This window comes from Pigmentiphaga sp., from assembly GCF_033795525.1.
Taxonomy (GTDB): domain Bacteria; phylum Pseudomonadota; class Gammaproteobacteria; order Burkholderiales; family Burkholderiaceae_B; genus Pigmentiphaga.
In genome coordinates this window covers 102,435-125,418 of the sequence record NZ_JARYGM010000006.1, presented here as the reverse complement: position 1 = coordinate 125,418, position 22,984 = coordinate 102,435, and the positions used below count along the sequence as shown (strand labels likewise).

Here is a 22,984-nt window from a genome sequence, read left to right as displayed (position 1 = left end):
GCAGTTCACCGCCACCCCGCGCATCATGTTCCACGTCGTCCTCGTCCACCCGGAAATTCCGCCCAATACCGGCAACGTCATCCGCCTGGCCGCCAATACCGGCGTGCAACTGCACCTGGTTCGTCCGCTCGGGTTCGAGCTCGAGGACGCCAAACTGCGGCGCGCGGGGCTGGACTACCACGAGTGGGCCTCGGTCCAGGTCCATGACGGGTTCGACGCCGCCATCGCGGCCACGGGCGCCGCGCCGGACCGGGTATTCGCCTTCACCACGCGCGGCTCGCGGCTATTTGGAACGGTCGCCTTCCAGGCCGGAGATGTGCTGGTCTTCGGCAGCGAGACCGCCGGCCTGCCGGCCGCCATCCGCGACGGATTTCCCGAAACGCAGCGGCTGCGGTTGCCCATGCGGCCGGGGCAGCGAAGCCTGAACCTGTCGAACTCCGTAGCCGTCGCCGTATTCGAGGCGTGGCGTCAAATGGGCTACGCCGGCGGAGCCTAGCCCCCACCCGGACAGTACGACTAAGATATGGCGACTGGCGACCATCGGGGCCATGCAGGTTCCCCCGCGCCGGACAATTCCCGCGGCAGACGCCGCCTCACCCACATAAGATGAAAAAGGGGATGCAATGCCTATCCTGACCACCCATGTCGGCAGCCTGCCCCGCGGAGACGAGCTGGCGCAGTTGCTGCTCGCCCGCGACCACGGCCAAGCAGTCGACCCGGCGCACTTCGAACAAGTGGTCCAGGCGGCGATCGACCAGGCCGTCCAGAAGCAGGTCGAAGCCGGCGTCGACATCATGAGCGACGGCGAGCTCGGCAAGGTCGGCTATGCCACCTACATCACCGAGCGGCTCGAAGGCTTCGGCGGACACATCGACCGGATGCCCGCCAAGGACTTGGCCGACTTCCCCGAGCTCAGAAAGAAGCTGGCCGCCATCATGGGCGCCCAGGAATTCGTGCGCGCCGCCTGCGTGGGACCCGTCAAGCTGCGTACGCTGGAGCCCTGCCACGCCGACATCCGCCGCTTCAAGTCCGCCATGGAACGGCATGGCCAAGGCCGGCGCGGATTCATGAATGCAGCCTCCCCTGGTCTGGTGACCGCCTTCCAGCCGAACAAGCACTACCCCACCCACGAAGCCTACCTGGCCGACCTGATCGAGGCGATGCGGCCCGAGTACGAAGCCATCGTCGCCGCGGGCTTCGACCTCCAGCTCGATTGCCCCGACCTCGCCATGGCGGCCCACACCGGCTACCAGAACCTGAGCGAAGCAGAGTTTCTGGCGCGGGCGCGGCAGAACGTCGAGGCGCTCAATGCCGCCACCCGCAACATTCCTCCCGAGAAGTTGCGCATGCACATCTGCTGGGGCAACTACGAAGGCCCGCACCACTGCGACATCGCGCTGGAAAAGGTGATCGATATCATCCTGGCCGCCCGCCCCTCGACCATCCTGTTCGAGGCCGCCAACCCTCGCCACGAGCATGAATGGGAAATCTGGCGCGCCGCCAAGCCCGAGACCAAGATCCTTGCACCGGGGCTGATCGACAGCTGCTCGAACTACGTCGAGCATCCGGAACTGATACGCCAGCGGCTCGAGCGTTATGTCGGATTCATGGGCGAAGACCGGGTACTGGCCAGCACCGACTGCGGCTTCGGCACGTTTGCCAACTACGGCAAGATCGACCCGGCCGTTACCTGGATGAAGCTCTCGACCTTGCGGGATGGCGCCAATCGGGCGTCTCAGCGGGACGGCGCACGCACGGCCCAGCGTTCTTGAACGGCCGGGGCGTTTACGGCTGGCGCACGACCCGGATCTTGCCGCTATTGCCGCCGCCGCAGAAGAAGCGGCCGGCGCCATCGGCCTCCAGCCCCGATACGGCGACTCCGGCAGGCATCTGAAGAACTTCCAGCACCTCGCCGGTTCGGGGGTCAATGCGGCGCAGGTCACTGGCATCGTCCCCCCAGGTGCCGTGCCACAGTTGACCCTGGGTCCAGGTGACGCCGGTGACGAAACGCTGGCAAGAGAGAGTACGGAGAATCTCCCCCGTATCCGGATCGATCTGATGGATCTTGCGGTCCGCGCACTGCCCGACCCACAAACTCCCTTCCGACCATGCCAGGCCCGAGTCTTCACCGTCCCCGGGCGCCGGGATAGTAGCGAGAACGCTGCCCGTCTCCGGATCGATCTTCCGGATCTGGCCATCGGCAATCTGGAACAAGTAGCGGCCGTCGAACGCCGTCCCGGCGCGCGCCGGTACGTCCAGCGCGGGACCGAGCGTCCCGCTGGCCGGGTCGAGCGCGAGAAGCTGGTCGCCCACGGCGAACCATACGCGCTTTCCGTCGTAGGTCACGCCGTGCACGGTATCGACTCCGGGAAACGGGCCGTACTCGCGAAGGATATGAGCAGCAGATGAGTTCATGGTGGTTTCCTGGTTAGGGGGATGTAGGCATCCTAGCCAACCGCGAAAGGAACCGGGAGTAACAAGCTTGTCGCGAATCCCGGGACGGGAGACGTCATCCAGCGCCGCGCCCGTCCGCGGCCCACAGACTCGACCTTGCCCGCGGCGGCCAGCGCATCGAGCCCCCGCTGTACGGTACGCTGGCTTGCGCCCAGCGCCAGCGCAAGGGCCGAGCTGGACCAGCTTTCGCCGTCGGCCAGTAAGGCCAGCAGCGAGGCGTGGGGAGTATCGACGGGCCGCGCCAGCACGACCACCTCCGAAGCGCCCAGCGGCTCGAGCCTGAACCCCTGCCTGGTGGCGGCGATGGCGGCCAAAGGCGCCAAGGCCTTGCGCAGTCTTCCGATCTCGACGCGCAAGCGCGCACGATGTGATTCGTCAGGGCGCCGGGTACGGAAGGCCTGGGCAATCAGCGCGGTCCTGGCCACATCATCGGGCCATGCTTCCGCCAGTAGTCGCGCAAGCGTGAACAACACCGGCCTGGTCGCGAGCGGAATCTGTGCACCGGCCTGCCGGACCCCATGACGGCAGGCATCGACAACCAAGCTGCGGGAGACCAGGAGCGCTTCGACTTCATCGAGCAGCAGCGGCCGCTCTTGGCCACGCGCCCTCAGGCGCGCCGCCGGAAGCGCCAGCGCACGGCGTGCCTGTTCGACTTCCTGGACCAGGGCTGGTATGCCTGCAGCCTTCGCCCACCGCCCGCCGCGGTCCAGTGCGGCACGAGCCGCTTCGGCCTGCAGCCGCCGCATGGCAATGCCGGCAGCTATCAACTCGTGGACCGCTTGAAGCGCACTCGGCAGCATGCGAGGATCCATCGTGGCCAGCATGCGTTCGGCCTCGTCCAAGCGGCCGATCAGCAGCAGCCGCCGGACTTCTAGTTGTCTTGCATGAACCGCATTGGGCCAATCGCAGCATGCCTCCATCGTGGCGCGCGCCGCCTCGAGCGCCTGGGCGGGCCAGTTCAGCTCGCGCGAGGCAAGCGCGATTTCCGCTTCGGCCACCACACACTTGGCGCGTGCCACCGCATCCTTGGGGCCGAAAGCCCGCGCCGCGCGACGCACGAGCGCCGTCGCCCGCGAAAAGTCGCCCAGCTGCGCCATCGCGATGCCGCGCAGTGCCAGGGCGGATGCGTCATCGCGCAGGGAAACGTAATTCAGTGCCGCCAGAGGGGCGCCCGCGGCAAGCGCGCGGGCCGCTGCCGAAATCAACCCATCCATGTCAGTCGTGCCACCTCCGGCCTCGTCACGCAGGCGCCCGCCGGCGTCTTACGCAACGGATGGGGCGGCCTTCGAGCAGCGCTCAGATTGAGTTTCTCCGCAAACGTTTACCAGCGTACTACGCGCTCGCTCATCAGGCGATGGGAATCGCCGGGCGGATTACTGCATCTCATTGCGGCTGTATCTTTGCCTGCTTCACCAGCTCCGCGTAACGCCGCGTATCCTCGGCGATCAGCCGGTCGAACTCGCCAGGGCTATTGGATACGGCCTCGAATCCAATGTCGCTGAGGTATTTGCGCACGTCTTCCTGGGCCATGACCTCGCCGATGTCCTTGCTCAGCCTCTCCAGCACCACCGCGGGCGTTCCCTTGCGGGCAATGACCCCCAGCCATGTTTCGACATGGAAATCCTTGGGACCGCCCGCCTGGCCAACGGTGGGAATGTTTTCAAAACCCGCGAGTCTTGCCGGCGCCGCTACGGCTAGCAGCTTGACCTTGCCCGACTCGACGAACGGCCGGGTAGTCGCCACGGTCCCGAGTGCCCAGGTAACCTGTCCGGTGGCAACCGAGCTGAACAACTGAGACGTTTCCTTGAACGGGGCGTGCAGCATGGAGGTTCCGGTCAATTGCTCGAACAGCGCACTGCCCAGATGCGAGGGGCTGCCCACGAACGGCGTGCCATAGGACAGCTGCCCCGGCTTGGCCTTGGCTTCTTCAATCAGGCGCGCCACGCTGGCGATGGGGCCGGATGACGAGGCCGCGATGAAGAAGGGGGTCTTGAACATCAGGCTGACGCCGGTCAGGTCTTTCGTACTGTCGAACGGCACATTCTTGTGGATGTGTGGGTTGACGGCGATATGCCCCCCGTCGGCCACAAGTAGGTTATAGCCGTCGGCCGGCGCGGAGAGCATGGCCTGGATCGCGATGAACCCGCTACCTCCGGGCCGGTTTTCGACAATGACCTGCTGCTTCCATTTCTTGGCCAAGTGTTCGCCGACCAGCCGGGACACGATATCAGGACCGCTGCCGGTCGAGTAGGCCAGGATCAACCGCACGGGTTTGTCCGGAAATGCTTCGCTCGATGCGGGGACGGAAAACTGTAACGCCAGAACGCCCACGCCAAGGACCAACGACTTCTTCACGCTGTGGATCATGTGTTGTCTCCTGCACCTTGAGGTATGTTGTTGAATGAGTGCCTCGTACCGGATACCGCAGCCGTCAACGCGGGGGTGCGACGCACGCCGCCGCCCTCGGGCCTGCGCCGCGAACCCGGTCGACGAGCCAGGCCGGCCGGGCCGGCAAGGCATCGCCGCGCCACGCCACGTGCCCGTCGGGGCGCACGAGCACGAGCTTGTTTAGATACAACTCCGCCGCCTCCTGGCTACCGATGGTCTGGACTTTCAGAGGAAGGCCGCGGTCCTCGGCTTCGGTTTCCAGCGGTGTGGTGTCGATATCGGCAAATTTGAGCAGCGTGAAGCCAGGACCGAACAGGTCGAGGGTGCTCCGATCGGGGCCCAGCCAGACATGCGGCGCTCGCGCCCCGGGGCGGGCGCTCGGGACATAGGGACTCGCATCGGCAATCGCTGAACCGTCATCCACCACGATCGGGGACGGGCAATAGACATGCCCCAGATGTATCCCGATCGGATGCCAGGAACTTTCGTTTTCCTCGACCAGGCGCGCCCCGACCTCTGCCCGCAGCCGGGCCGCGGCGGCGTCGTCACCGGCGATACCCGCGCAAGTGGCCCCATCGACCAGGCGGTGGTAATTGCGCAGGGACTCCTCAACCGCCCTTGCCGAAGCCGGGCGCCTTTCGACGTCATAGCTCTCCAGCAGCATGGGTCCTCCCCAGCCTTGGAGAACTGCGGCCAACTTCCAGCCCAGGTCCCATGCATCCAAGATTCCGGTGTTCATGCCGAGTCCGCCATTGGGTGGATGCGCATGGGCCGCGTCGCCCGCAAGGAAAACGCGCCCATCGGCAAAACGGTCGGCTATCGTGGCCTTGCGCACCCAATGGGATACATCGCGAATGGTGAACGCGATGCCCGGCCCCAGCGCCCGCCTCAGCATGGCTTCCAGCGCATCGCGGTCTTCCATTGAACCGGAGGCCTCGATCAGCTGGAAACGGTAGAGGTCGCGACCGTCGATGGCCGTCAGCACGCCCCATACTCCCACATCGCCCACGAAGACGTAGCGGTAGCCCTGGCCGAGGGCATGCTGTGCGTGCAGGTCGGGGATGTCGACATATATGCTCATCGAGCTGCTCAGGTGCTTTTCACCTCTTACCTGTATGCCCAGCAGCCCGCGTACGGTGCTGGCGTAACCGTCGCAACCGACCACGTAGTCGGCCCGCACCATGCACCGGCCGCCGGTGCCATGATCGGTCAGTTCGACGCACACGCCTTCGTCGGACTGCCTCAACGCTGCCAGCTCGGTGCGATACTTCAGCGTCACGCCGGGCTGCGCCAGCGCATGGCGTTTGAGGATGGGATCGAACCAGGTTTGCGGACATGGTCGCTCCCGCTCGGGGCTGAATGGCGTGTCGTACTGGACGGATAAGGGCGGCGTCCGCACCCTGCCCAGTTCGAAGCCCTGCATAGCGGTTACGAACAGGCTGTCCAAACCATGATCGAGGGGGAAGCCCCAGTCGCGTACCGCGGGCGCAATACCAAGCTGCCGGCAGAACTCCATGGTGCGAACGCTTACGACGATCATCTTCGCCGACACGGGCTGGTCGTCCCTCCTTTCGACCACGAGGGTTCGAATGCCTTGGGCGCCCAAGTAGGCCGCCAGTGCCAGGCCTATGGGCCCGGCACCCGCGATCAGCACCGGTACGTGGTCCTCGATGCGATCCGGACTCATGGCCGCCTCATCCCACTTGCGCCAGTTCCAGCGGCGTGCCGATCAGGCATTCGGCCTGGCCGGGACGCACGACCATGAAATCCGACAGCATGCAGCCCACATCGGGCTTCCAGTTGGCATCGTGCAGGTCGATATTGTTGCCAAAGCACATGCCTTCCTCCAGGACCATGTCGCCGATCCGGTGGCCGTTCAGCGTGTCGGACCCATACCCTTCCTGATAAACGACGGTCGGGAATTCGGGAGAGGCGGTACCCATGGCATGAAAACCCAGCTCTACCCAGTCCAGACCGGCGCGCGCGGCCGGACGGCGGATCATCTCCAGCGCTTCGCGTATCGTGCGGCCTGCTGTCAGGGCCTCCTTGCTGGCGTGCAGGCATTCCACCGATACGTCCCAGATGCGCTGGAGCTCGCGCGGGGCCTTCTTGCCCAGGTACACGGTGTATTCGGTATGGCAGCGATAGCCGCCGTACTTGGTGTGCCACTCGGAGACGATGATGTCGCCCTGTTGGAGAGGGCGCATGCTGGGCGTGAGCGGCTGCTCGCACCCATGCAGCAGATGCCATAACTCTGTTTCCGGGTGTTCGACAGGGCCGGCAGCAAACAGGTTGAAGACGTTGGGTTCGGCGCCCGAGGCAATCTGCGTCTTGATCATCTCGGCATACACCACTGCGTCGGGTACGCCCGGGCGTGCAGTCCCGACCATCGCATCGATGACCTTGCGCGCGATCTGGCCCGCCTTGCGCAAGGTGCCGATTTCCTCTTCACTCTTGACCATGCGCATTTCCTGCAGCAGCCAGCTGGCCTCCACCAGCTCCGCATGCGGCAGCAAGGACTTCAGTGCTTCCACTTCCGCATGCAGCAGCGTCGAAGAAGTCTGAATGGTGGATGAGAAGCCCACCAGCCCGATCCGCGAGCGATCCAGGCCTCGCGCGCGGAGTTCGTCGGCAACCGCAGCCATGCCTGCGCGGATACGGAAATCCTTGGTCCATTTCTGGACGGACAAGTACATATTGGTCGGCCGGTTCATATGAGCCACCGCATTCCACACCACGGGCTCCCCGACCAGTGGAAAGATGGCGTCGGCACCGATTTGCGAATCCACCTGCAGGAGGTAGCGCAGATTGGCCATCCCCATGCCCCAGTAAATGTCGTTGCCCAGCAAGACGAGCGCGTCCAGCCCCGCCATCAGCATCTTCTTGCGCGTCTTATCCCACCTTCGATCCCGCTCCGCGAGCGACATCTGAGGCATGTAGTCGAACAACGGCGCTGCGGCGGCCCCTTCGGGAATGGGCTTGGCGGTACGCGGGAATGGGGCATTGGGCATGCATTGTCTCCTGATCTATCGGCCGGCCGACATCGGTCTGAACATTTATATGATGCATCATATTATGAAGCATCACAATATGGCGATGATAAAATCCAGTTCTCATTTCCCGAGCCGCACCTTATGCTCAAGCACCTGCACGACGGGCTGCCTTTCCTGCTCAATCGCATTGCGGCGACGATCGCCGAAGCCGTCAACCGCGAATTCCAGCCCATGGGCTTGAATCTGTACGCGGTACGAGTGCTGATCCTGCTCTACCTTGACTCCGAACACACCGTCGGAGGCTTGGCGCAAAGCGCCGCGCTCGAACAATCGACCATTTCGCACATCCTGCGGCGCCTGGAGCAGCAAGGATTGATCGAACGCGTACGGCAAAAGCAGGACAACCGCTCCGTCATGGTGTTGCTCACGGACGAAGGCAAGAAGGTAGGCGCTAAGTGCTGGAAGGCCGTGCAGCGGCACGACGCGCTCTTGCGCCGGGGACTGGATCCCGCGGCAGGCGCCCAGTTGGAACAATTGCTCAAGCAGCTATACGAGAACGTGCCCTTGTTCCAGGGACGCGATCCTGGGCGACACCCCGGCACGTCGGAAGAACACTAGCGTCCGTCTCTATCCAGCTCCATAGCCGCGGGCTTGGCAGCCGGTCCCGTACTGACCGGTCCGCGCATGCAACGACGCACGCAGCAAAAAAAACGGCGCCCAAAGGGCGCCGCTTTCAACGAAACGAAGCGATCAATCCAGCGTCAGGTTCAGCCGCTTGATCACTGCACCCAGCGTCTGCTGTTCCTTCTTGATCAGCGCAGTCAGTTCGGCCGGCGTGGACGGCGCAGCGGTGAAGTACTGTGCGTTCAGCTGCTTCTGCACTTCCTCGCTCTTGATGATCTGCACCAGCTCCTTGTTGAGCCGGTCGACGATAGGCTGCGGCGTGCCGGCGGGCATGAGGATGGCTTGCCAGGAGATTACTTCGAAGCCGGATACGCCCTGCTCGGCCATGGTGGGCAAATCGGGCAGCGCGGGACTGCGCTTGGTGCTGGTCACGGCCAGCGCCTTGAGCTTGCCATCGCGCACCTGGGGCATGGCGATGGCGGGCACCATGAAGCCGGCCTGCACTTGTCCGCCGAGCATGGCCGTCACGACCTGCGGAAAGCCGGCGTAGGGCACGTGCAAAATATCCAGGTTTTCCTTGCCTTTGAGCAGCTCCATGGCCAGGTGGGCGGAACTGCCTGCCCCCACCGACCCGTAGTTGAGCTTGCCGGGCTCCTTCTTGAGCAGCGCGGTGAACGCCTGTACCGAATCGACGTCCAGCGAGGGCGGTACGACCAGCACATTGGGACTCGTCGCCACCAGGGTCACCGGCGCAAGGTCCTTGAGCGGATCGTAGTTGAGCTTGCTGTAGAGGGCCGGTGCGGTCGCCAACGGACCGTTGATGGTGAACAGCATGGTGTAGCCGTCCGGCGCCGCGTGAGCGACCGTGCCGGTGCCGATGTTGCCGCCGGCGCCGGGCTTGTTGTCGATCACGATGGCCTGGCCCAATTGCTTGCCCAGCGGTTGCGAAATCACGCGGGCAATGATGTCGGGCGAGGAACCCGCCGGGAACGGCACGACGAGCTTGATGGGACGGCTGGGCCATTCCCCGTGCTGGGCCGAGGCCGGCGCAGCGACGGCAAGGCCGGCGGCCGCGGCCATGGCGGTGCCGAGCAGGCGGCGGCGCAGCACGGCGCGGGCCGGCGCGGGGGTTTCGGGAAAGCGCATGGATATCTCCGTTATTGGGCGTTATTGGCGTTGATGGGCGGGCGGGGCTGCTTCAAACCGCTTCGCTGTTCTTGACCCATCGATCCACGTCTACCGGCTGCGCGCTGGCCAGGCGGTCCAGCAGCCGGTCGATGTCCGTATCGACGATCAAGGCCTCGAGATGCACGGTGCGCACGAAGCCCTGTTCATGGGCATGGCGCGCGAAGGCAAGCAGGGCGTCGTAGTAGCCGTTGGCGTTGAGCAACCCCACCGGCTTGGTGTGATAGCCGATCTGTTGCCAGGTCAGCACCTCGAAAAGCTCGTCCAGCGTGCCGAAGCCGCCGGGCAAGGCGACGAAGGCATCGGAAAGTTCCACCATGCGGGCCTTGCGGGCGTGCATGGTCGGGACGACGAACATATCGGTCAGGCCTTTGTGCCCGACTTCTTTTTCCCACAGGCGTTCGGGAATGATGCCGGTAACCTGGCCGCCTGCCTCGAGCGCGGCGTTGGCCACGTGGCCCATCAGTCCGACGCTGCCGCCGCCGTACACCAGGCGCATCCCCCGCCGTGCGACCGCATGCCCGAAAGCGCGGGCCACCTCGGCGTAGAACGGGTCATTTCCGGGACTGGCACCGCAGTATACGCAAACAGCATCCATCTTTAGTCCTCAAGAAAGGCCTTCTTTGCGGGCCTCGCGGGCCAGCAGGCGGGCGACGGCTTCTGCAGGCGGCACGCCCTCGAACAGCACGGCGCATACGGCGTCGGTAATCGGCATGTCGATACCGCACCGCTGCGCCAGATCGCGTACGGCGGGCGCGCAGCGCACGCCTTCGGCCACCTGGGTCATGTCTCCCAGAATCTCGTCCAGCGACCGGCCCCGGCCGATTTCGAGCCCCACGCGGCGATTGCGGGAGAGATCGCCGGTCGCGGTCAGGATCAAATCCCCCAGCCCGGTCAAGCCGGAAAAAGTGTCGGCCTGGGCGCCGAGGGCCACCCCGAGCCTCGTCATCTCCGCCAGCCCACGTGTAATGAGCGCGGCACGGGCATTGGCGCCCATCCCCAGGCCGTCGCCTATGCCGCAGGCGATGGCCATGATGTTCTTGACCGCGCCGCCGACTTCCACCCCGATGACGTCCTCGCTGCCGTAGACGCGGATAGCGCCCCCATGCAGGGCCTGGGTCGTCCGGCATCGCAGTTCGGCGCTCGTGCTGGCGATGGTCAGCGCAACGGGCAGGCCCTCGGCCACTTCGCGGGCGAAGGACGGGCCGGACAGCACGCCCGTCGAGATGGCGGCGGCCCCGGCAAAGGCCGCGTCGGCGATCGCATGCGGCAGGCGGCCGGAGCCGGCGTCCAGGCCTTTGCAGGTCCAGACCACGGCCAGGTCGTCCATGGCGTGGCGTACCACGGCCGACGCGACCTCGCGGCAGGCCTGTTCCATGCCCGCCACCGGGACCCCGAGCACAAGCAGGGGCCGGCCAGGCCCCTGCAAGTGGGCGAAGAGCCCATCGATATCGGAGGTATAGCGCAGGCTGCCCGGCAACCGGATTCCCGGCAGATAATCGGCGTTCTCCTGGCTGGCCGCCATGCGGCGCGCCAGCTCGGCACGACGCGCCCACAGCAGCGTAGGATGCTGCCGGGCACTGGCCGCCGCCAATGCGGTGCCCCAACTGCCCGCCCCCAGGACGGCGACCCGCAATCCCGGTGCCGTATCCGCCATGATGGATACCGGTCCGGTCAGTGCTTGGCGCCGACACCCGGCGGCAGGATCAAGCCGCTGTCTTGCGCGCCGTTCGAGCCGCCCTGTCCCGCCTGCTGCTGCTCGGCCATGGCCTGCGCCACGCGCTGCTCGTAGATGGCCTGGAAGTTGACCTCGGCCAGGTGCAGCGGCGCCATCGAGGCGCGCGTGATGGCGTCGGCGATGTTGCTGCGCAGATAGGGGTAGACGATGCCGGGGCACGCGATGCCCAGGATGGGATCGAGCTGCTCCATGGGGATGTTCGCCAGTTCGAATATGCCGGCCTGCTTGCCTTCGACGAGATACAAGACCTTGTCGCCGATCTTGGTGGTAACGGTGGCGGTCACGGTGACCTCGAACACGGTTTCGGCCAGCGCCTGCGCCCCGACGTCGATGGCAACTTCTACCCCGGGCTGTTCGGTTTCCAGGAAGATCTGCGGCGCGTTGGGCAGCTCCAGCGACAAGTCCTTCAGGTAGACGCGCTGGATGTTGAAGACGGGGGCGGTTTGCTGCTCTTGATTGTCGGACATGGGGAGAGATTCAGAAAACGGAAAGCCTGCTGGCTGGGACCCGGCCCCCGGTGAACGCGGGGCCGATACGTGCACATCGATAAAAACATGCCGGGGCACTCGGCCCCGGCCTCTACTGAATTACTGCGCCGGCGCGGCCCCGCCTTGGAGCAGCGGCACCAGGCCACCGGCCCGGTCGAGAGCGGCCAGGTCGTCGAACCCGCCCACGTGCGTGTCGCCGATATAGATCTGCGGGACTGTCCGGCGGCCGGTGCGCTCGATCATCTCGTCGCGCCGGTCGGGCTCGACATCGATGCGCACCTTGTCGATCTGCTCGACGCCGCGCTGCTTGAGCAGCATCTCGGCGCGCTGGCAGTAGGGGCAGTACCCGGTGGAATACATCAATACTTTCTGCATGAGGGCTATCCTTTTGCGATCGGCATGCCGGCCTGGACCCAGCCAGCCAGTCCGCCGGCCAGGGTGTTGACCTCGGCAAACCCGTGCGCCTTGAACTCGGCCACGGCCTTTGCCGCATCCCGGCCGTTGGCCCCGACCAGGATGAGGGGCTTGTTCTTGGGCAGGCCGGCGGCCTTCTGCTTGAGCTCGGCGAGGGGCACGCTGCGCGACTGCGCGATGTGCCCGGCCGCGAAATCGGCCGTCGGCCGGACGTCGACGAACACGGCATGGCGCTGGTTGACGGCCGCGGTGGCCTCGGCCGGCGTGATCGCCCCGCCCGCCGGTCCGCTGCGCAGCGACTGCCATAGCAGCATACCGCCAGAGACGAACGCCAGTGCGATCAGAAGAATGTTGTCGACGATGAATTTCACAAACGGATCCTGGAAAGAGGGAACGAGCGATACGCCACGCCGGTGGCGGCGTTACGCACACTTACCAAATCGCAAATGGCGGGAAAGCCTTTGCAGCCCGCCGATTTCCGACGCCGGGACGGACCGGATCCGGCCCCGCGGCGAAGATAATGCCGCAGGATTATAAAATGTCGGGGTAACGGCCGCTTTTTTCAAGCGCGGGCCGCCCGTCCCTGCCGTGTAGGCAGGCCGCCCGGATTGTATTCAACCTTTACGCGCAGCGCGCCTGCGCCCCCTGGACATGGTCAAACTCGTACTGATGCGTCATGGCGAAAGCCAATGGAATCTCGAAAACCGCTTCACCGGCTGGACCGACGTCGACCTGACGGACAAGGGCCGCGAAGAAGCCCGCAAGGCCGGTGAATTGCTCAAGAAAGAAGGGTACGACTTCGACCTGGCCTACACTTCGGTACTGCGCCGCGCCATCCGCACGCTGTGGATTTCGCTCGATGCCCTGGACCGCATGTACCTGCCGGTCGAACATAGCTGGCGCCTGAACGAACGCCACTACGGCGCTCTACAAGGGCTGAACAAGGCCGAGACCGCCGCCAGGTTCGGCGAGGAACAAGTCCTGATCTGGCGCCGGGCCTATGCCATCGCCCCCGATCCCCTGGCGGCCGACGACGAGCGCCATCCCCGCTTCGATCCCCGCTACAGCGGCCTGGATCCGGCCGAGCTGCCCGCCACGGAGTGCCTGCAAGACACCGTGGCACGCGTCGTTCCCTACTGGAACAGCACCATCGCGCCGTCGCTGAAGGCCGGCAAACGCGTGCTGATCGCCGCCCATGGCAACAGCTTGCGTGCGCTCATCAAACACCTGGACAACATCTCCGACGACGACATCGTCGGGCTGAACATCCCCACTGCCCAGCCGCTGGTCTACGAGCTGGACGACGACCTCAAGCCCATCCGCCACTACTACCTGGGCAACCCCGAAGAAATCGCCGCGGCCATGGCGGCCGTGGCAGCGCAAGGAAAGGCCAAGGCGCAGTGAAGCGAATCGCGGGGATCCTGCTGATCGCCCTGCCCGCGGCGTCGGGCTGGCCGCTTGCCGCCGGCGCCGCCAAGGCGCCGACGGACCCCGCGGTGGTCGCGCGCGAGCGCGAGGCGCTGCGCAAACGCCTGGAGGAACTCAAGAAGGACATCGCGGAACGCGAGGAAGAGCACTCGGATGCCGCCGATGCGCTGCGCGAGTCGGAACAGACCATCTCCAAGGTCAACCGCCGCCTGGTGGAGCTGCGCAATGCGCAGCGCCGCGCCAACACCGAGCTCGAGCGCCAGACACAAGCCATCGCCGACAAGGAACAACACCTGGGACAGCGCCAGCAGCACTTGTCCGATCTGCTGCGGCGCCAGTATGCCGTAGGCGGCTTGACGCCCTGGGGCGCGCTGCTGTCGGGCGACGATCCCCAGCGCCTGAACCGCAATCTCGCCTACCTGGGCTACATCGCCGAGGCCCGCGCCAAGACCGTGGCCGAACTTCAAGGCGAGCTGGAAGAGCTGGCCCGGCTGCGAGCCCAGGCGGACGCCAAGCGCACCGAGCTGGAACAATTGGCCGCCGAAGAAAACACCCAGCGGCAGGAATTGGTCAAGCAGTCCGAAGAGCGGCGCAAGGTGCTGGCCGACATCTCGTCCAAGCTCAAGAACCAGCGCCGCCAGGCGGTACGGCTGGAACAGGACGAGAAGCGGCTTTCGCGGGTGATTGATAACCTGACCCGCATGCTCGCGCGCCAGGCCGAGGAAGCGCGGCGCAAGGCCGAGGCCGCCCGGCGCGCCGAGCAAGCCCGCCGTGCGGCCGAGCAGGCGGCCAGGGAGGCAGGCAAGCCGCCCCCGCCCCGGACCGAACCGCCTCCCGAAGAAGCGGTGGCCCGCAACAGCCTCGTGCCCGATCCCTCGCTTACCGGCCAGTTCGCCAAACTGCGCGGCCGCCTGCGCCTGCCGGTAGCCGGCGACGTCGTGGGCCGCTTTGGTGCGTCGCGCGGCGAAGGCGGCACCTGGAAAGGCGTGTTCATACGGGCGCCCGAAGGTACCGAGGTCAGGGCCGTGGCGGCGGGCAAGGTCGTCTTTGCCGACTGGCTCCGCGGCTTCGGCAACCTGCTCATCATCGACCACGGCAGCGAGTACCTGTCGATATACGGCAACAATGAAGCGGTCCTGCGCCACGTGGGCGACGACGTCAAGAGCGGCGATATCGTCGCCAACGTCGGCGCCACGGGGGGCCAGTCCGAATCGGGCCTATACTTTGAATTGCGGCACCGCGGCGCGCCTTTCGATCCTCTCAAGTGGGCGTCGTTGCGCTGATCCACCGGACACGGATATCCTGATCACCCGGCGCGACCTATCCGCGTCATCATTCATCAATTCGATATATCGAGAACCCGAGCGGCCTCCAGGGTGTCAAACAGCCACCACCCTGCCAGGGCCCGGAGGAATACATGGGCAGCAAGAGTAAATTTCGCAGTATCGGCCTGATCAGCCTGGGCATCGTCGCCGGGGTGCTGATCAGCGTCGGCATCACCGCCGTCGCTCAGCGGGAAACCCGCGGTCCCCTGCCGCTCGAGGAAATCCGCCAGTTCTCGAATGTCTTCGCGACCATCAAGAGCAACTACGTCGAGCCGGTCGAGGACAAAAAACTCATCGACGGCGCGATCGCCGGCATGCTGTCCGATCTCGATCCGCATTCGGCCTATCTCGACGCCGAGGCCTACCGCGAGATGCAGACCGCCACCCAGGGCGAATTCGGCGGCCTGGGCATCGAGGTCGGCACCGAGGACGGGTTCGTCAAAGTCATCTCGCCCATCGAGGACACCCCGGCCGCGCGGGCGGGCGTGAAGGCGGGCGACCTGATCATCAGAATCGATGACAAGTCCACCAAGGGCCTGCTGCTCAATGACGCCGTCAAGCTGATGCGGGGCAAGCCCAAGACCTCGATCACGCTGACCCTGATCCGCAAGAACGAGGCGCAACCCATCGTCGTGACCATCGTCCGCGACATCATCAAGGTGCAGAGCGTCCGCAGCAAGATGCTGGACGACAACACGGCCTATGTGCGGATCGCCCAGTTCCAGGAACAGACCGGCGCCGATCTGGCGACCCACCTGGAGCGGCTGGCCAAGAGCGGCGCGCCCAAGGCACTGGTGCTCGACCTGCGCAACGATCCGGGCGGCCTGCTGCATAGCGCCATCGCGGTCTCGGCGGCCTTCCTGCCGCAGAATACGCTGGTGGTCTCGACCGACGGCCGCACGCCCGATGCCAAGCGCAAGTACCTGACGGTGCCGGCCGACTACCTGCGCAGCAGCGACGACTACATCAAGCGCCTGCCTTCGTGGACCAAGACGGTGCCCATGGTGGTGCTGGTCAACGCCGGTTCGGCCTCGGCCTCCGAAATCGTGGCGGGCGCCCTCCAGGACCAGAAGCGTGCGAAAGTGCTTGGCGCCCAGACCTTCGGCAAGGGCTCGGTCCAGGTCATCCTGCCCATCTCTCGGGACTCGGCCATCAAGCTGACCACCTCGCGCTACTACACGCCCAGCGGACGCTCGATCCAGGCCAAGGGCATCGTGCCGGACTATCCGGTGACCGACACACCCGAAGGCGACCTGTTCGACCGGCCGCGCGAGGCCGACCTGGCCAAGCACCTGCTCAACGACAAGGACCCGAACGGTGAAATCAAGTCGGGGGCGCATGACCCGGCCAAGGCCGCCGAACGCAAGGAAATCAAGCCTATCGAGTTCGGCAGCACGGACGACTTCCAGCTTGCCCAGGCGCTGAACCTGCTGGCGGGCCGGCCCGTCCAGCTGGCCAAGGCCGAGGAAGTCGCCAAGGACGCCGCCGAGGTTGCCGAACGCAACAAGACGCCGGCGGAAAAGGCCAAGGAAGGCACCAAGGACGAACAGCCGGCCACCCCGCCGGCACCGCCCGAGCAACCCGTGCCCGCGCCCGCCAAGTGAACGACGAGCAGTTACTGCGCTACTCGCGCCATGTGCTGCTCGACGAAATCGGCATCGAAGGGCAGCAAAGCCTCCTCGACGCCCGCGCCCTGATCGTAGGCGCGGGCGGGCTGGGCTCGCCGGCGGCGTTCTACCTTGCCTCCGCCGGCGTCGGCAGCCTGGTGCTGGCCGACAACGACACGGTAGACCTGACCAACCTGCAGCGCCAGATTCTCCATACCACCGACCGCGTCGGCCGCTACAAGGCAGAGTCCGGCAAGCAGACGCTGGGCGCGATCAATCCGGAAATCGCGGTCCAGGCACTGACCGAACGGCTCATGGGCGACGCCCTGGACAGCCAGGTAGCGGCAGCCGACGTGGTGCTCGACTGCACGGACAACTTCGCGACCCGGCATGCCATCAACCGCGCGTGCGTCAGGCACCGCAAGCCGCTCGTCTCCGGCGCCGCGATCCGGTTCGATGGCCAGGTCAGCGTCTTTGACTTGCGCCAGGATGACGCGCCCTGCTATCACTGCCTGTTTCCCGACGGCGAAGACGTGGACGAAGTCAATTGCGCCACCATGGGCGTATTCGCACCGCTGGTCGGCATCGTGGGCGCGACCGAAGCCGCCGAAGCCATCAAGCTGCTGGCCGGAGTGGGCACCAGCCTGTCGGGCCGGCTCCTGATGCTGGACGCGCTGGCCATGAAATGGCACGAAGTGCGCGTGGGCCGCGATGCCGGCTGCCCGGTGTGCGGCGGACACCGGCCCGGCGCTTGACCGCGGCGTAGGTGGCCGCCATGCCGCCTGGTTCAGGCGAGCATGATCTGGATCTGCACGTCGATGAATTCCGACGGCGATTTTTTCCAGCCGCTCTTGGCATAGCGCTGCCAGCGCCCCAGGATGAAGTGCAGGATGAGGCTGGCGCGTGCGTGGATGTCGTCGGTAGGTGGCAGTTCGTTCAACGCCAGCGCGTTGCGCAGGCACTGCCGCAGCGATGCTTCGATGCGGTCGATGAACTGGTTCATGCGCTCCTGCAGACGTTCGTCCTCGGATACCAGTGCGTCACCGATCAATACCCGCGTCATGCCCTTGTTGCGCTCGGCGAAGGTGAGCAGCATCAGGATGGCCTTGCGGGCCTGTATCAGGCCGCTGGTTTCCGATTCGGAAATGACGTTGAACAGACCGAACACCGAATTCTCGATGAACTCGATCAAGCCCTCGAACATCTGCGCCTTGCTGGCGAAATGCCGGTAGAGCGCGGCTTCGGAAACCTGGAGACGGGCGGCCAGCGCCGCCGTGGTGATACGTTCGCCCTTCGGATGCTCGAGCATTTCGGCGAGCATCTGGAGGATCTGGGTCTTGCGTTCACCCGACTTGCTAGCAGCCATGTGGCGGTTGAATTCCTTGCAAAGGGGACGAATCCCGAAAAGAGCCGCTCCCTCGGGCTGCCGCCCGGCGGACGGTCAACCGCGACGCAGAGAGCGACGCTGTAACAACAAGTGACTGACCGAGTTTACTTGAAGGTCGATAAAAAGCGGACGCCCCCGGTGTGACTTTGCAAAGGGAGTACCCGTATGCCGCACGTATACCGTGCGCATGCCGACCTTTCGTGCACCCCGCAGATTGGCCGAAGTGTCTTCGACGAGCACGGATCTGTGAGCGCTCACTCCTTCCATGGCCATTACGTGACGTAGTAGCGAGGGAGAGGGCTTGACCTTGAAATCGCCGTGGAAGTACATGTCCTCGACGGCCCAAAGGCTGTCGAAGCAATGAAGAATGCCCAGGTGGCTGAGAATCGTGCGCGCGTAATTGTGTGGCGCATTTGTCAGTAGGATCTTGCGGCCGGGGAGGCGTGACAATCGGTTACGCAGGTCCTTGTCGGCCCGCACGAGCGGCCGGATGTCGAAACTGTGGCTGCGATGCAGGAACTCGGACGGGGACACGCCATGGTGCTTGACCATGCCGATCAGCGTCGCCCCGTAGCGCTGCCAGTAGCGCTTGCGCAGCTCGTGGGCCTCTTCTTCGGACACGTCCAGGGTCTCCATGACCGCTTGGGTCATGGACAGGTCGATGTGCGAGAAAATCGCGTGCGACGCGTCGTGCAGCGTATTGTCGAGGTCGAAAAACCATACGGGCTCCGATCGGCCCGCCGCCGGCAAGGGCCTGCGCGTCGCCCGCACCCGGCTCAGGGGCCGCCGTATCTGCCGCCGCTGCGCCAGCGACGGCACCCCCGTCACCGCCGCCGCCACCTCACTGACATAAAGCGTACGTGCCATCGAATCCTCTAGGCACCAAAAAAATACGTGCCCCCGGACGGCCCCTGGCCGCGCCCAAGGAACACCGTAGACGAGACGGCCCGAACCACGATGTCGCGGTCCGGGATGCGGTGGACCCGGCTGCGCCGGTCCACCCGCATCGCCCCCTGGGGGGCGCGCGTCAGCGCGTAGGGGCAGGCCATCAGTGCGAGCGGATCATCGTGCCCACGCCCTGGGCGGTCAGGATTTCCAGCAGCAGGCAGTGCTCGACGCGGCCATCGACGATGTGCACGGAATTGACGCCGCTCTTGGCGGCCTCGAGCGCCGACGAGATCTTGGGCAACATGCCGCCCGAGATAGTGCCGTCGGCGAACAGCTCGTCGATCTTGGCGGCGGTCAGGCCGGTAAGCAGGTTGCCGTTCTTGTCGAGGACGCCCGGGGTATTGGTCATCATGATCAGCTTTTCGGCGCGCAGCACTTCGGCCACCTTGCCCGCCACGAGATCGGCGTTGATGTTGTAGGCCATGCCGTCCTCGCCGAAGCCGATAGGCGAAATCACGGGAATGAACTGGTCGTCCTGGAGCGCCTTGACCACCGAGGGGTCGATCGAGGCGATCTCGCCGACGAAGCCGAGGTCCAGGCTGGCGCCGGGATTGTTCTTGTCGGGCATCAGCATCTTGCGGGCGCGGATGAGTCCGCCGTCCTTGCCTGTCAGGCCGACCGCCTTGCCGCCGAACTCGTTGATCATCATCACGATGTCCTGCTGCACTTGGCCGCCCAGCACCCACTCCACCACTTCCATGGTTTCGGCATCGGTCACGCGCATGCCCTGCACGAAGGAGCCCTGCTTGCCCACGCGCTTGAGCGCGTCGTCGATCTGCGGACCGCCGCCATGGACCACGATGGGATTCAGCCCCACCAGCTTGAGCAGCACGACGTCGTGCGCGAAGCTGCGCTGCAGGCGCTCTTCCGTCATGGCGTTGCCGCCGTACTTGACCACGATGGTCTTGCCATGGAAACGGCGGATATACGGCAAAGCCTCTGCCAGCACGCCGGCCTTGATCCGCGGCGTGAGAGTGGCCAGCGGCCCCTGCTGATCGGAAGAAGAAGCTTCGGCTTGAGTGATGTCGGTCATGGCGGCGCGCCCGAAAAAATGGACAAACAGCCTCAATTGTAGCGACTGTGCGACGCGGCTTCCCAGATGGACTGCCTTGCGTTGTCCCCAGGCTTGCCCACCGGCTGTCCACGGCTTGCCCACATGCTGCGCACACCCTTGCCCACACGCTTGTACACAGTTTTTCCACTGCCTATCACGGGGTTTTCCACACGATATCCCCGCACCGTCCACAACGTTCCCACAGCTTGCCCACAGGGATGTCCACCGCTTCTCCACAGGCTTGTCCCCTGGGTATCCACATCCTTGCCCACAGATTTATCCACTCGGCCGGCGGACACGCGCTTGAAAAACGGGCCGTCCGCCTTGACATGATGTCAAGGCCTACAATGACGTAGGAACAAGGCGCAGCAGGAGAAGCCCATGCAGCCACTGAACATCGGACAGGCCGCCGATGCGTCCGGCGTATCGGCCAAGATGATCCGGCACTACGAATCGATAGGATTGATTCCGCCTGCCCATCGCACCGACGCGGGCTACCGGCTATATGGCGAAAGCGACGTGCACAGGCTGCAGTTCATCCGCAACGCTCGCGACCTGGGTTTCTCCATCCCGCAGATCGCCACATTGCTGGAACTGTGGAACGATCGCAGCCGTCCCAGCTCGGAGGTAAAGCGACTCGCTTGCGCGCACATCGCCGAGCTGGAGGAAAAGATACGGGGACTGCAGGCCATGAAGGCCACGCTGGAACAGTTGGCTTCGCACTGCCACGGCGATCACCGGCCCGACTGCCCCATCCTTACCGGCCTGGCGACGCCCGGCCTGGGAGGCAGGAGCGTGCATCCCTCATCCCATCTAACGCCGAACGTCCATCAATCATGAAGACCACGACCCCACCCAACCTGCGGCGCCGGAGCCTGCTGGCGTTGACCGGACTGGCCCTGCCCGCTTTCGCCGCGGCAAGACCGGATGCGCTGCCTCGCATCACCGTGTACAAGACTGAATTCTGCGGCTGCTGCAAGGCCTGGATCAGCCACCTCGAGCAGGCCGGTTTCCCGGTCGAGGCAATCAATGTGGCCGATACGTCGAGCTGGCGCGCCAAGCTGCGCATGCCGGACACCTACGGTTCGTGCCACACCGCCATCGTGGATGGTTACGCGGTCGAGGGACACGTTCCCGCAGCCGACATCAAGCGCCTGCTGGTTGAAAGGCCGCGCGCCATCGGGCTTGCAGTGCCCGGCATGCCGGTCGGTTCGCCGGGCATGGAAGCCGGCGGCCACAAAGACCCTTACGATGTGCTGCTGGTGACGGCCGACGGCCGCTCCAGCGTCTATCGCGCTTATCGCTAGAAGGAGAATGCAGTGAAACGTCTACTCGCCCTGACCGCCACGGTAGCCGGACTCGCGCTGACCGTGGGCGCCGCGCTTGCGCAGGCGCTCAACGCCGAAGGCGAGGTGCGCCGCATCGATACTGCCAACGGCAAGATCACGCTCAAGCACGGGCCCATCCCCAACCTCGACCTGCCCGCCATGACGCTGGTGTTCAAGGTAGCCGACCCGGCCATGCTGGGCCAGGTCAAGCCAGGGGACACCGTACGCTTCGCCGCCGCCCGGGTCGGCGGCCAGTACACGGTAACGGCAATACAGCCGAAATAGCGCCGCGCCCCCGCGGCCTTACAGCACGTAGCGCGCCAGATCCTGGTGCGCCGCGGCCTCTTCGAGCTGCTTGTTCACATACTCGGCGTCGATGCGTACCACGTCTCCGCTGCGGCGGGAGGCGTCGAACGACAGCTCTTCCAGCAGCTTTTCCATGACGGTATAAAGCCGGCGCGCGCCGATGTTCTCGGTCTTCTCGTTCACGGCGAAGGCCAGTTCCGCCAAGCGCTCGATACCGTCGTCGGTGAACTCCAGCTTCACGCCCTCGGTTTCGAGCAGCGCGGTGTACTGCTTGATCAGCGAGGCGTCGGTATCCGACAGGATGCGGACGAAGTCCTTGGCGGAAAGCGACTCCAGCTCGACCCGTATCGGAAAGCGCCCCTGCAACTCGGGAATCAGGTCGGAAGGCCGCGACAGGTGGAACGCGCCGGAAGCGATGAAGAGAATGTGGTCCGTGCGAACCATGCCGTACTTGGTGTTGACGGTCGTGCCCTCGACCAGCGGCAGCAGGTCGCGTTGCACCCCTTGGCGCGAGACGTCCGAGCCGCCCACTTCCTGCCGGGTCGCGATCTTGTCGACCTCGTCGAGGAAGACGATGCCGTTCTGCTCGAGGTTGGCCAGCGCCTTGGCCCGCAGCTCTTCTTCGTTGACGCGGCGGCCGGCTTCCTCGTCCACCAGCAGTTTGAATGCTTCCTTGACGCGCAGCTTGCGCGTTTTCTTCTTGCCCTGGGCCAGCCCGGCGAACATGCCGCGGATCTGCTCGGTCATCTCTTCCATGCCGGGCGGCGACATGATCTCCATCTGCGGCACGGGCTGGGCCACCTCGATCTCGATTTCCTTGTCGTCGAGCTGCCCTTCGCGCAGCCGCTTGCGGAAGGTCTGGCGGGCAGCGTTGTCTTCACGCTGCGGATTGCCCATGGCATCGCGCGCCGGCGGGACCAGGACGTCGAGGATGCGGTCTTCGGCGGCGTCCTCGGCCTGCGTGCGCACGCGCCGCATCTCGGCCTCGCGCACCTGCTTGACCGCCACTTCGGCCAGGTCGCGGATGATGGTGTCGACGTCGCGGCCCACGTATCCGACCTCGGTGAACTTGGTGGCCTCGACCTTTACGAACGGCGCGTCTGCCAGCTTGGCCAGACGGCGCGCGATTTCGGTCTTGCCGACACCGGTGGGGCCGATCATGAGAATGTTCTTGGGATGGATTTCCTGGCGCAGAGGATCGGGCACCTGCTGCCGGCGCCAGCGATTGCGCAGCGCAATCGCCACGGAACGCTTGGCCCGGTCCTGGCCGACGATGTATTTGTCCAGTTCGGAGACGATTTCACCCGGTGTCATCAT

Annotated in this window: 25 protein-coding genes; 10 read left to right on the top strand and 15 right to left on the bottom strand. The window is 65.2% G+C overall.

The genetic code is table 11. The features are described from left to right. Window positions 1–25 precede the first annotated feature (25 nt). Window positions 26–496 carry a tRNA (cytidine(34)-2'-O)-methyltransferase gene (locus QHC78_RS15685; RefSeq protein ID WP_319746185.1) on the top strand — a complete coding sequence of 157 codons (471 nt, stop codon included), beginning with the start codon at window positions 26–28 and terminating at the stop codon, window positions 494–496. A 127-nt stretch (window positions 497–623) separates the two neighbouring features. Then, window positions 624–1,772: a cobalamin-independent methionine synthase II family protein gene (locus tag QHC78_RS15680; RefSeq protein ID WP_319746151.1), complete on the top strand. Its 1,149-nt coding sequence runs from the start codon at window positions 624–626 to the stop codon at window positions 1,770–1,772. A 13-nt stretch (window positions 1,773–1,785) separates the two neighbouring features. Here the strand turns inward: QHC78_RS15680 and QHC78_RS15675 are convergent, their stop codons facing one another. From QHC78_RS15675 to QHC78_RS15655, 5 genes are all read right to left on the bottom strand, one after another. Beyond that, complete coding sequence (locus QHC78_RS15675) at window positions 1,786–2,415, bottom strand: Vgb family protein (RefSeq protein WP_319746150.1); 630 nt, start codon at window positions 2,413–2,415, stop codon at window positions 1,786–1,788. Between the two features lie 32 nt (window positions 2,416–2,447). Beyond that, entirely contained in the window at window positions 2,448–3,668 is a 1,221-nt protein-coding gene (locus QHC78_RS15670) for an ATP-binding protein (RefSeq protein WP_319746148.1), read from the bottom strand. Between the two features lie 169 nt (window positions 3,669–3,837). After that, window positions 3,838–4,821, bottom strand: coding sequence for a Bug family tripartite tricarboxylate transporter substrate binding protein (locus tag QHC78_RS15665; protein ID WP_319746146.1), 984 nt, complete (start codon window positions 4,819–4,821; stop codon window positions 3,838–3,840). Window positions 4,822–4,885: 64 nt separating this feature from the next. Further along, entirely contained in the window at window positions 4,886–6,529 is a 1,644-nt protein-coding gene (locus QHC78_RS15660; protein ID WP_319746144.1) for an FAD-dependent monooxygenase, read from the bottom strand. A gap of 7 nt (window positions 6,530–6,536) precedes the next feature. After that, window positions 6,537–7,853, bottom strand: a complete 1,317-nt coding sequence (locus QHC78_RS15655; protein ID WP_319746142.1) for a M24 family metallopeptidase — start codon at window positions 7,851–7,853, stop codon at window positions 6,537–6,539. 123 nt (window positions 7,854–7,976) lie between these two features. Here QHC78_RS15655 and QHC78_RS15650 point away from each other — a divergent pair, with 123 nt between their 5' ends. Beyond that, window positions 7,977–8,453: a MarR family winged helix-turn-helix transcriptional regulator gene (locus QHC78_RS15650; RefSeq protein ID WP_319746140.1), complete on the top strand. Its 477-nt coding sequence runs from the start codon at window positions 7,977–7,979 to the stop codon at window positions 8,451–8,453. 132 nt (window positions 8,454–8,585) lie between these two features. Here the strand turns inward: QHC78_RS15650 and QHC78_RS15645 are convergent, their stop codons facing one another. The 6 genes from QHC78_RS15645 to QHC78_RS15620 form a co-directional block, all read right to left on the bottom strand. Beyond that, on the bottom strand, window positions 8,586–9,539 hold the full coding sequence (locus QHC78_RS15645; protein ID WP_319746184.1) for a Bug family tripartite tricarboxylate transporter substrate binding protein: 954 nt from the start codon (window positions 9,537–9,539) through the stop codon (window positions 8,586–8,588). Between the two features lie 118 nt (window positions 9,540–9,657). Beyond that, window positions 9,658–10,242, bottom strand: a complete 585-nt coding sequence (locus tag QHC78_RS15640; protein ID WP_319746138.1) for an LOG family protein — start codon at window positions 10,240–10,242, stop codon at window positions 9,658–9,660. A 9-nt stretch (window positions 10,243–10,251) separates the two neighbouring features. After that, entirely contained in the window at window positions 10,252–11,301 is a 1,050-nt protein-coding gene (locus QHC78_RS15635; protein WP_319746136.1) for an NAD(P)H-dependent glycerol-3-phosphate dehydrogenase, read from the bottom strand. Between the two features lie 17 nt (window positions 11,302–11,318). Then, complete coding sequence (secB, locus tag QHC78_RS15630; RefSeq protein WP_319746134.1) at window positions 11,319–11,849, bottom strand: protein-export chaperone SecB; 531 nt, start codon at window positions 11,847–11,849, stop codon at window positions 11,319–11,321. Between the two features lie 120 nt (window positions 11,850–11,969). After that, complete coding sequence (grxC, locus tag QHC78_RS15625; protein ID WP_319746132.1) at window positions 11,970–12,245, bottom strand: glutaredoxin 3; 276 nt, start codon at window positions 12,243–12,245, stop codon at window positions 11,970–11,972. A gap of 5 nt (window positions 12,246–12,250) precedes the next feature. Next, a complete protein-coding gene (locus QHC78_RS15620; protein WP_319746131.1) occupies window positions 12,251–12,655 on the bottom strand; it encodes a rhodanese-like domain-containing protein in 405 nt (134 codons plus the stop codon). 280 nt (window positions 12,656–12,935) lie between these two features. On the opposite strand from QHC78_RS15620, the gene gpmA reads away from it, so the two are divergent. The 4 genes from gpmA (at window position 12,936) to QHC78_RS15600 (ending at window position 17,399) form a co-directional block, all read left to right on the top strand. Then, window positions 12,936–13,688, top strand: a complete 753-nt coding sequence (gene gpmA, locus QHC78_RS15615) for a 2,3-diphosphoglycerate-dependent phosphoglycerate mutase (RefSeq protein WP_319746129.1) — start codon at window positions 12,936–12,938, stop codon at window positions 13,686–13,688. Next, window positions 13,685–14,995 (top strand): murein hydrolase activator EnvC family protein, encoded by a 1,311-nt coding sequence (locus tag QHC78_RS15610; protein ID WP_319746127.1) that lies wholly within the window; start codon window positions 13,685–13,687, stop codon window positions 14,993–14,995. Before gpmA ends, QHC78_RS15610 begins: the two co-directional genes overlap by 4 nt. A 134-nt stretch (window positions 14,996–15,129) precedes the next feature. After that, window positions 15,130–16,641, top strand: coding sequence for a S41 family peptidase (locus QHC78_RS15605; protein ID WP_319746125.1), 1,512 nt, complete (start codon window positions 15,130–15,132; stop codon window positions 16,639–16,641). Further along, window positions 16,638–17,399, top strand: a complete 762-nt coding sequence (locus tag QHC78_RS15600) for a HesA/MoeB/ThiF family protein (protein ID WP_319746123.1) — start codon at window positions 16,638–16,640, stop codon at window positions 17,397–17,399. Before QHC78_RS15605 ends, QHC78_RS15600 begins: the two co-directional genes overlap by 4 nt. 32 nt (window positions 17,400–17,431) lie before the next feature. Here the strand turns inward: QHC78_RS15600 and slmA are convergent, their stop codons facing one another. The 3 genes from slmA to argB form a co-directional block, all read right to left on the bottom strand. Then, a complete protein-coding gene (gene slmA / locus QHC78_RS15595) occupies window positions 17,432–18,010 on the bottom strand; it encodes a nucleoid occlusion factor SlmA (protein WP_319746121.1) in 579 nt (192 codons plus the stop codon). A gap of 75 nt (window positions 18,011–18,085) precedes the next feature. Then, window positions 18,086–18,841 (bottom strand): pyrimidine 5'-nucleotidase, encoded by a 756-nt coding sequence (locus tag QHC78_RS15590; RefSeq protein ID WP_319746182.1) that lies wholly within the window; start codon window positions 18,839–18,841, stop codon window positions 18,086–18,088. A 238-nt stretch (window positions 18,842–19,079) separates the two neighbouring features. Further along, complete coding sequence (argB, locus tag QHC78_RS15585; RefSeq protein ID WP_319746119.1) at window positions 19,080–20,012, bottom strand: acetylglutamate kinase; 933 nt, start codon at window positions 20,010–20,012, stop codon at window positions 19,080–19,082. 411 nt (window positions 20,013–20,423) lie between these two features. Between argB and cueR the strand changes: the two genes are divergently transcribed. The 3 genes from cueR to QHC78_RS15570 are packed head-to-tail and all read left to right on the top strand — an operon-like array spanning window position 20,424 to window position 21,646. Further along, the gene (gene cueR, locus QHC78_RS15580; RefSeq protein WP_319746181.1) at window positions 20,424–20,873 is read left to right on the top strand and encodes a Cu(I)-responsive transcriptional regulator; all 450 of its coding nucleotides are present in this window, start codon (window positions 20,424–20,426) and stop codon (window positions 20,871–20,873) included. Then, complete coding sequence (locus QHC78_RS15575; protein WP_319746117.1) at window positions 20,870–21,340, top strand: DUF411 domain-containing protein; 471 nt, start codon at window positions 20,870–20,872, stop codon at window positions 21,338–21,340. The genes cueR and QHC78_RS15575 overlap by 4 nt, the downstream gene beginning before the upstream one ends. Before the next feature lie 12 nt (window positions 21,341–21,352). Beyond that, window positions 21,353–21,646 carry a copper-binding protein gene (locus QHC78_RS15570; RefSeq protein ID WP_319746115.1) on the top strand — a complete coding sequence of 98 codons (294 nt, stop codon included), beginning with the start codon at window positions 21,353–21,355 and terminating at the stop codon, window positions 21,644–21,646. An 18-nt stretch (window positions 21,647–21,664) separates the two neighbouring features. Here QHC78_RS15570 and hslU read toward each other — a convergent pair whose 3' ends face one another. Further along, on the bottom strand, window positions 21,665–22,981 hold the full coding sequence (gene hslU / locus QHC78_RS15565; RefSeq protein WP_319746179.1) for an ATP-dependent protease ATPase subunit HslU: 1,317 nt from the start codon (window positions 22,979–22,981) through the stop codon (window positions 21,665–21,667). Window positions 22,982–22,984: the final 3 nt, after the last annotated feature.

What these genes read in the sequence shown, in the direction of transcription:
- secB (WP_319746134.1), bottom strand. Translation starts at nt 11,849, where the DNA reads ATGTCCGACAATCAAGAGCAGCAAACCGCCCCCGTCTTCAACATCCAG.
- QHC78_RS15605 (WP_319746125.1), top strand. Translation starts at nt 15,130, where the DNA reads ATGGGCAGCAAGAGTAAATTTCGCAGTATCGGCCTGATCAGCCTGGGC.
- hslU (WP_319746179.1), bottom strand. Translation starts at nt 22,981, where the DNA reads ATGACACCGGGTGAAATCGTCTCCGAACTGGACAAATACATCGTCGGC.
- QHC78_RS15675 (WP_319746150.1), bottom strand. Translation starts at nt 2,415, where the DNA reads ATGAACTCATCTGCTGCTCATATCCTTCGCGAGTACGGCCCGTTTCCC.
- QHC78_RS15685 (WP_319746185.1), top strand. Translation starts at nt 26, where the DNA reads ATGTTCCACGTCGTCCTCGTCCACCCGGAAATTCCGCCCAATACCGGC.
- QHC78_RS15670 (WP_319746148.1), bottom strand. Translation starts at nt 3,668, where the DNA reads ATGGATGGGTTGATTTCGGCAGCGGCCCGCGCGCTTGCCGCGGGCGCC.
- QHC78_RS15635 (WP_319746136.1), bottom strand. Translation starts at nt 11,301, where the DNA reads ATGGCGGATACGGCACCGGGATTGCGGGTCGCCGTCCTGGGGGCGGGC.
- QHC78_RS15650 (WP_319746140.1), top strand. Translation starts at nt 7,977, where the DNA reads ATGCTCAAGCACCTGCACGACGGGCTGCCTTTCCTGCTCAATCGCATT.
- QHC78_RS15640 (WP_319746138.1), bottom strand. Translation starts at nt 10,242, where the DNA reads ATGGATGCTGTTTGCGTATACTGCGGTGCCAGTCCCGGAAATGACCCG.
- QHC78_RS15575 (WP_319746117.1), top strand. Translation starts at nt 20,870, where the DNA reads ATGAAGACCACGACCCCACCCAACCTGCGGCGCCGGAGCCTGCTGGCG.
- slmA (WP_319746121.1), bottom strand. Translation starts at nt 18,010, where the DNA reads ATGGCTGCTAGCAAGTCGGGTGAACGCAAGACCCAGATCCTCCAGATG.
- QHC78_RS15660 (WP_319746144.1), bottom strand. Translation starts at nt 6,529, where the DNA reads ATGAGTCCGGATCGCATCGAGGACCACGTACCGGTGCTGATCGCGGGT.
- QHC78_RS15655 (WP_319746142.1), bottom strand. Translation starts at nt 7,853, where the DNA reads ATGCCCAATGCCCCATTCCCGCGTACCGCCAAGCCCATTCCCGAAGGG.
- argB (WP_319746119.1), bottom strand. Translation starts at nt 20,012, where the DNA reads ATGACCGACATCACTCAAGCCGAAGCTTCTTCTTCCGATCAGCAGGGG.
- QHC78_RS15680 (WP_319746151.1), top strand. Translation starts at nt 624, where the DNA reads ATGCCTATCCTGACCACCCATGTCGGCAGCCTGCCCCGCGGAGACGAG.
- grxC (WP_319746132.1), bottom strand. Translation starts at nt 12,245, where the DNA reads ATGCAGAAAGTATTGATGTATTCCACCGGGTACTGCCCCTACTGCCAG.
- QHC78_RS15665 (WP_319746146.1), bottom strand. Translation starts at nt 4,821, where the DNA reads ATGATCCACAGCGTGAAGAAGTCGTTGGTCCTTGGCGTGGGCGTTCTG.
- QHC78_RS15645 (WP_319746184.1), bottom strand. Translation starts at nt 9,539, where the DNA reads ATGGCCGCGGCCGCCGGCCTTGCCGTCGCTGCGCCGGCCTCGGCCCAG.
- gpmA (WP_319746129.1), top strand. Translation starts at nt 12,936, where the DNA reads ATGGTCAAACTCGTACTGATGCGTCATGGCGAAAGCCAATGGAATCTC.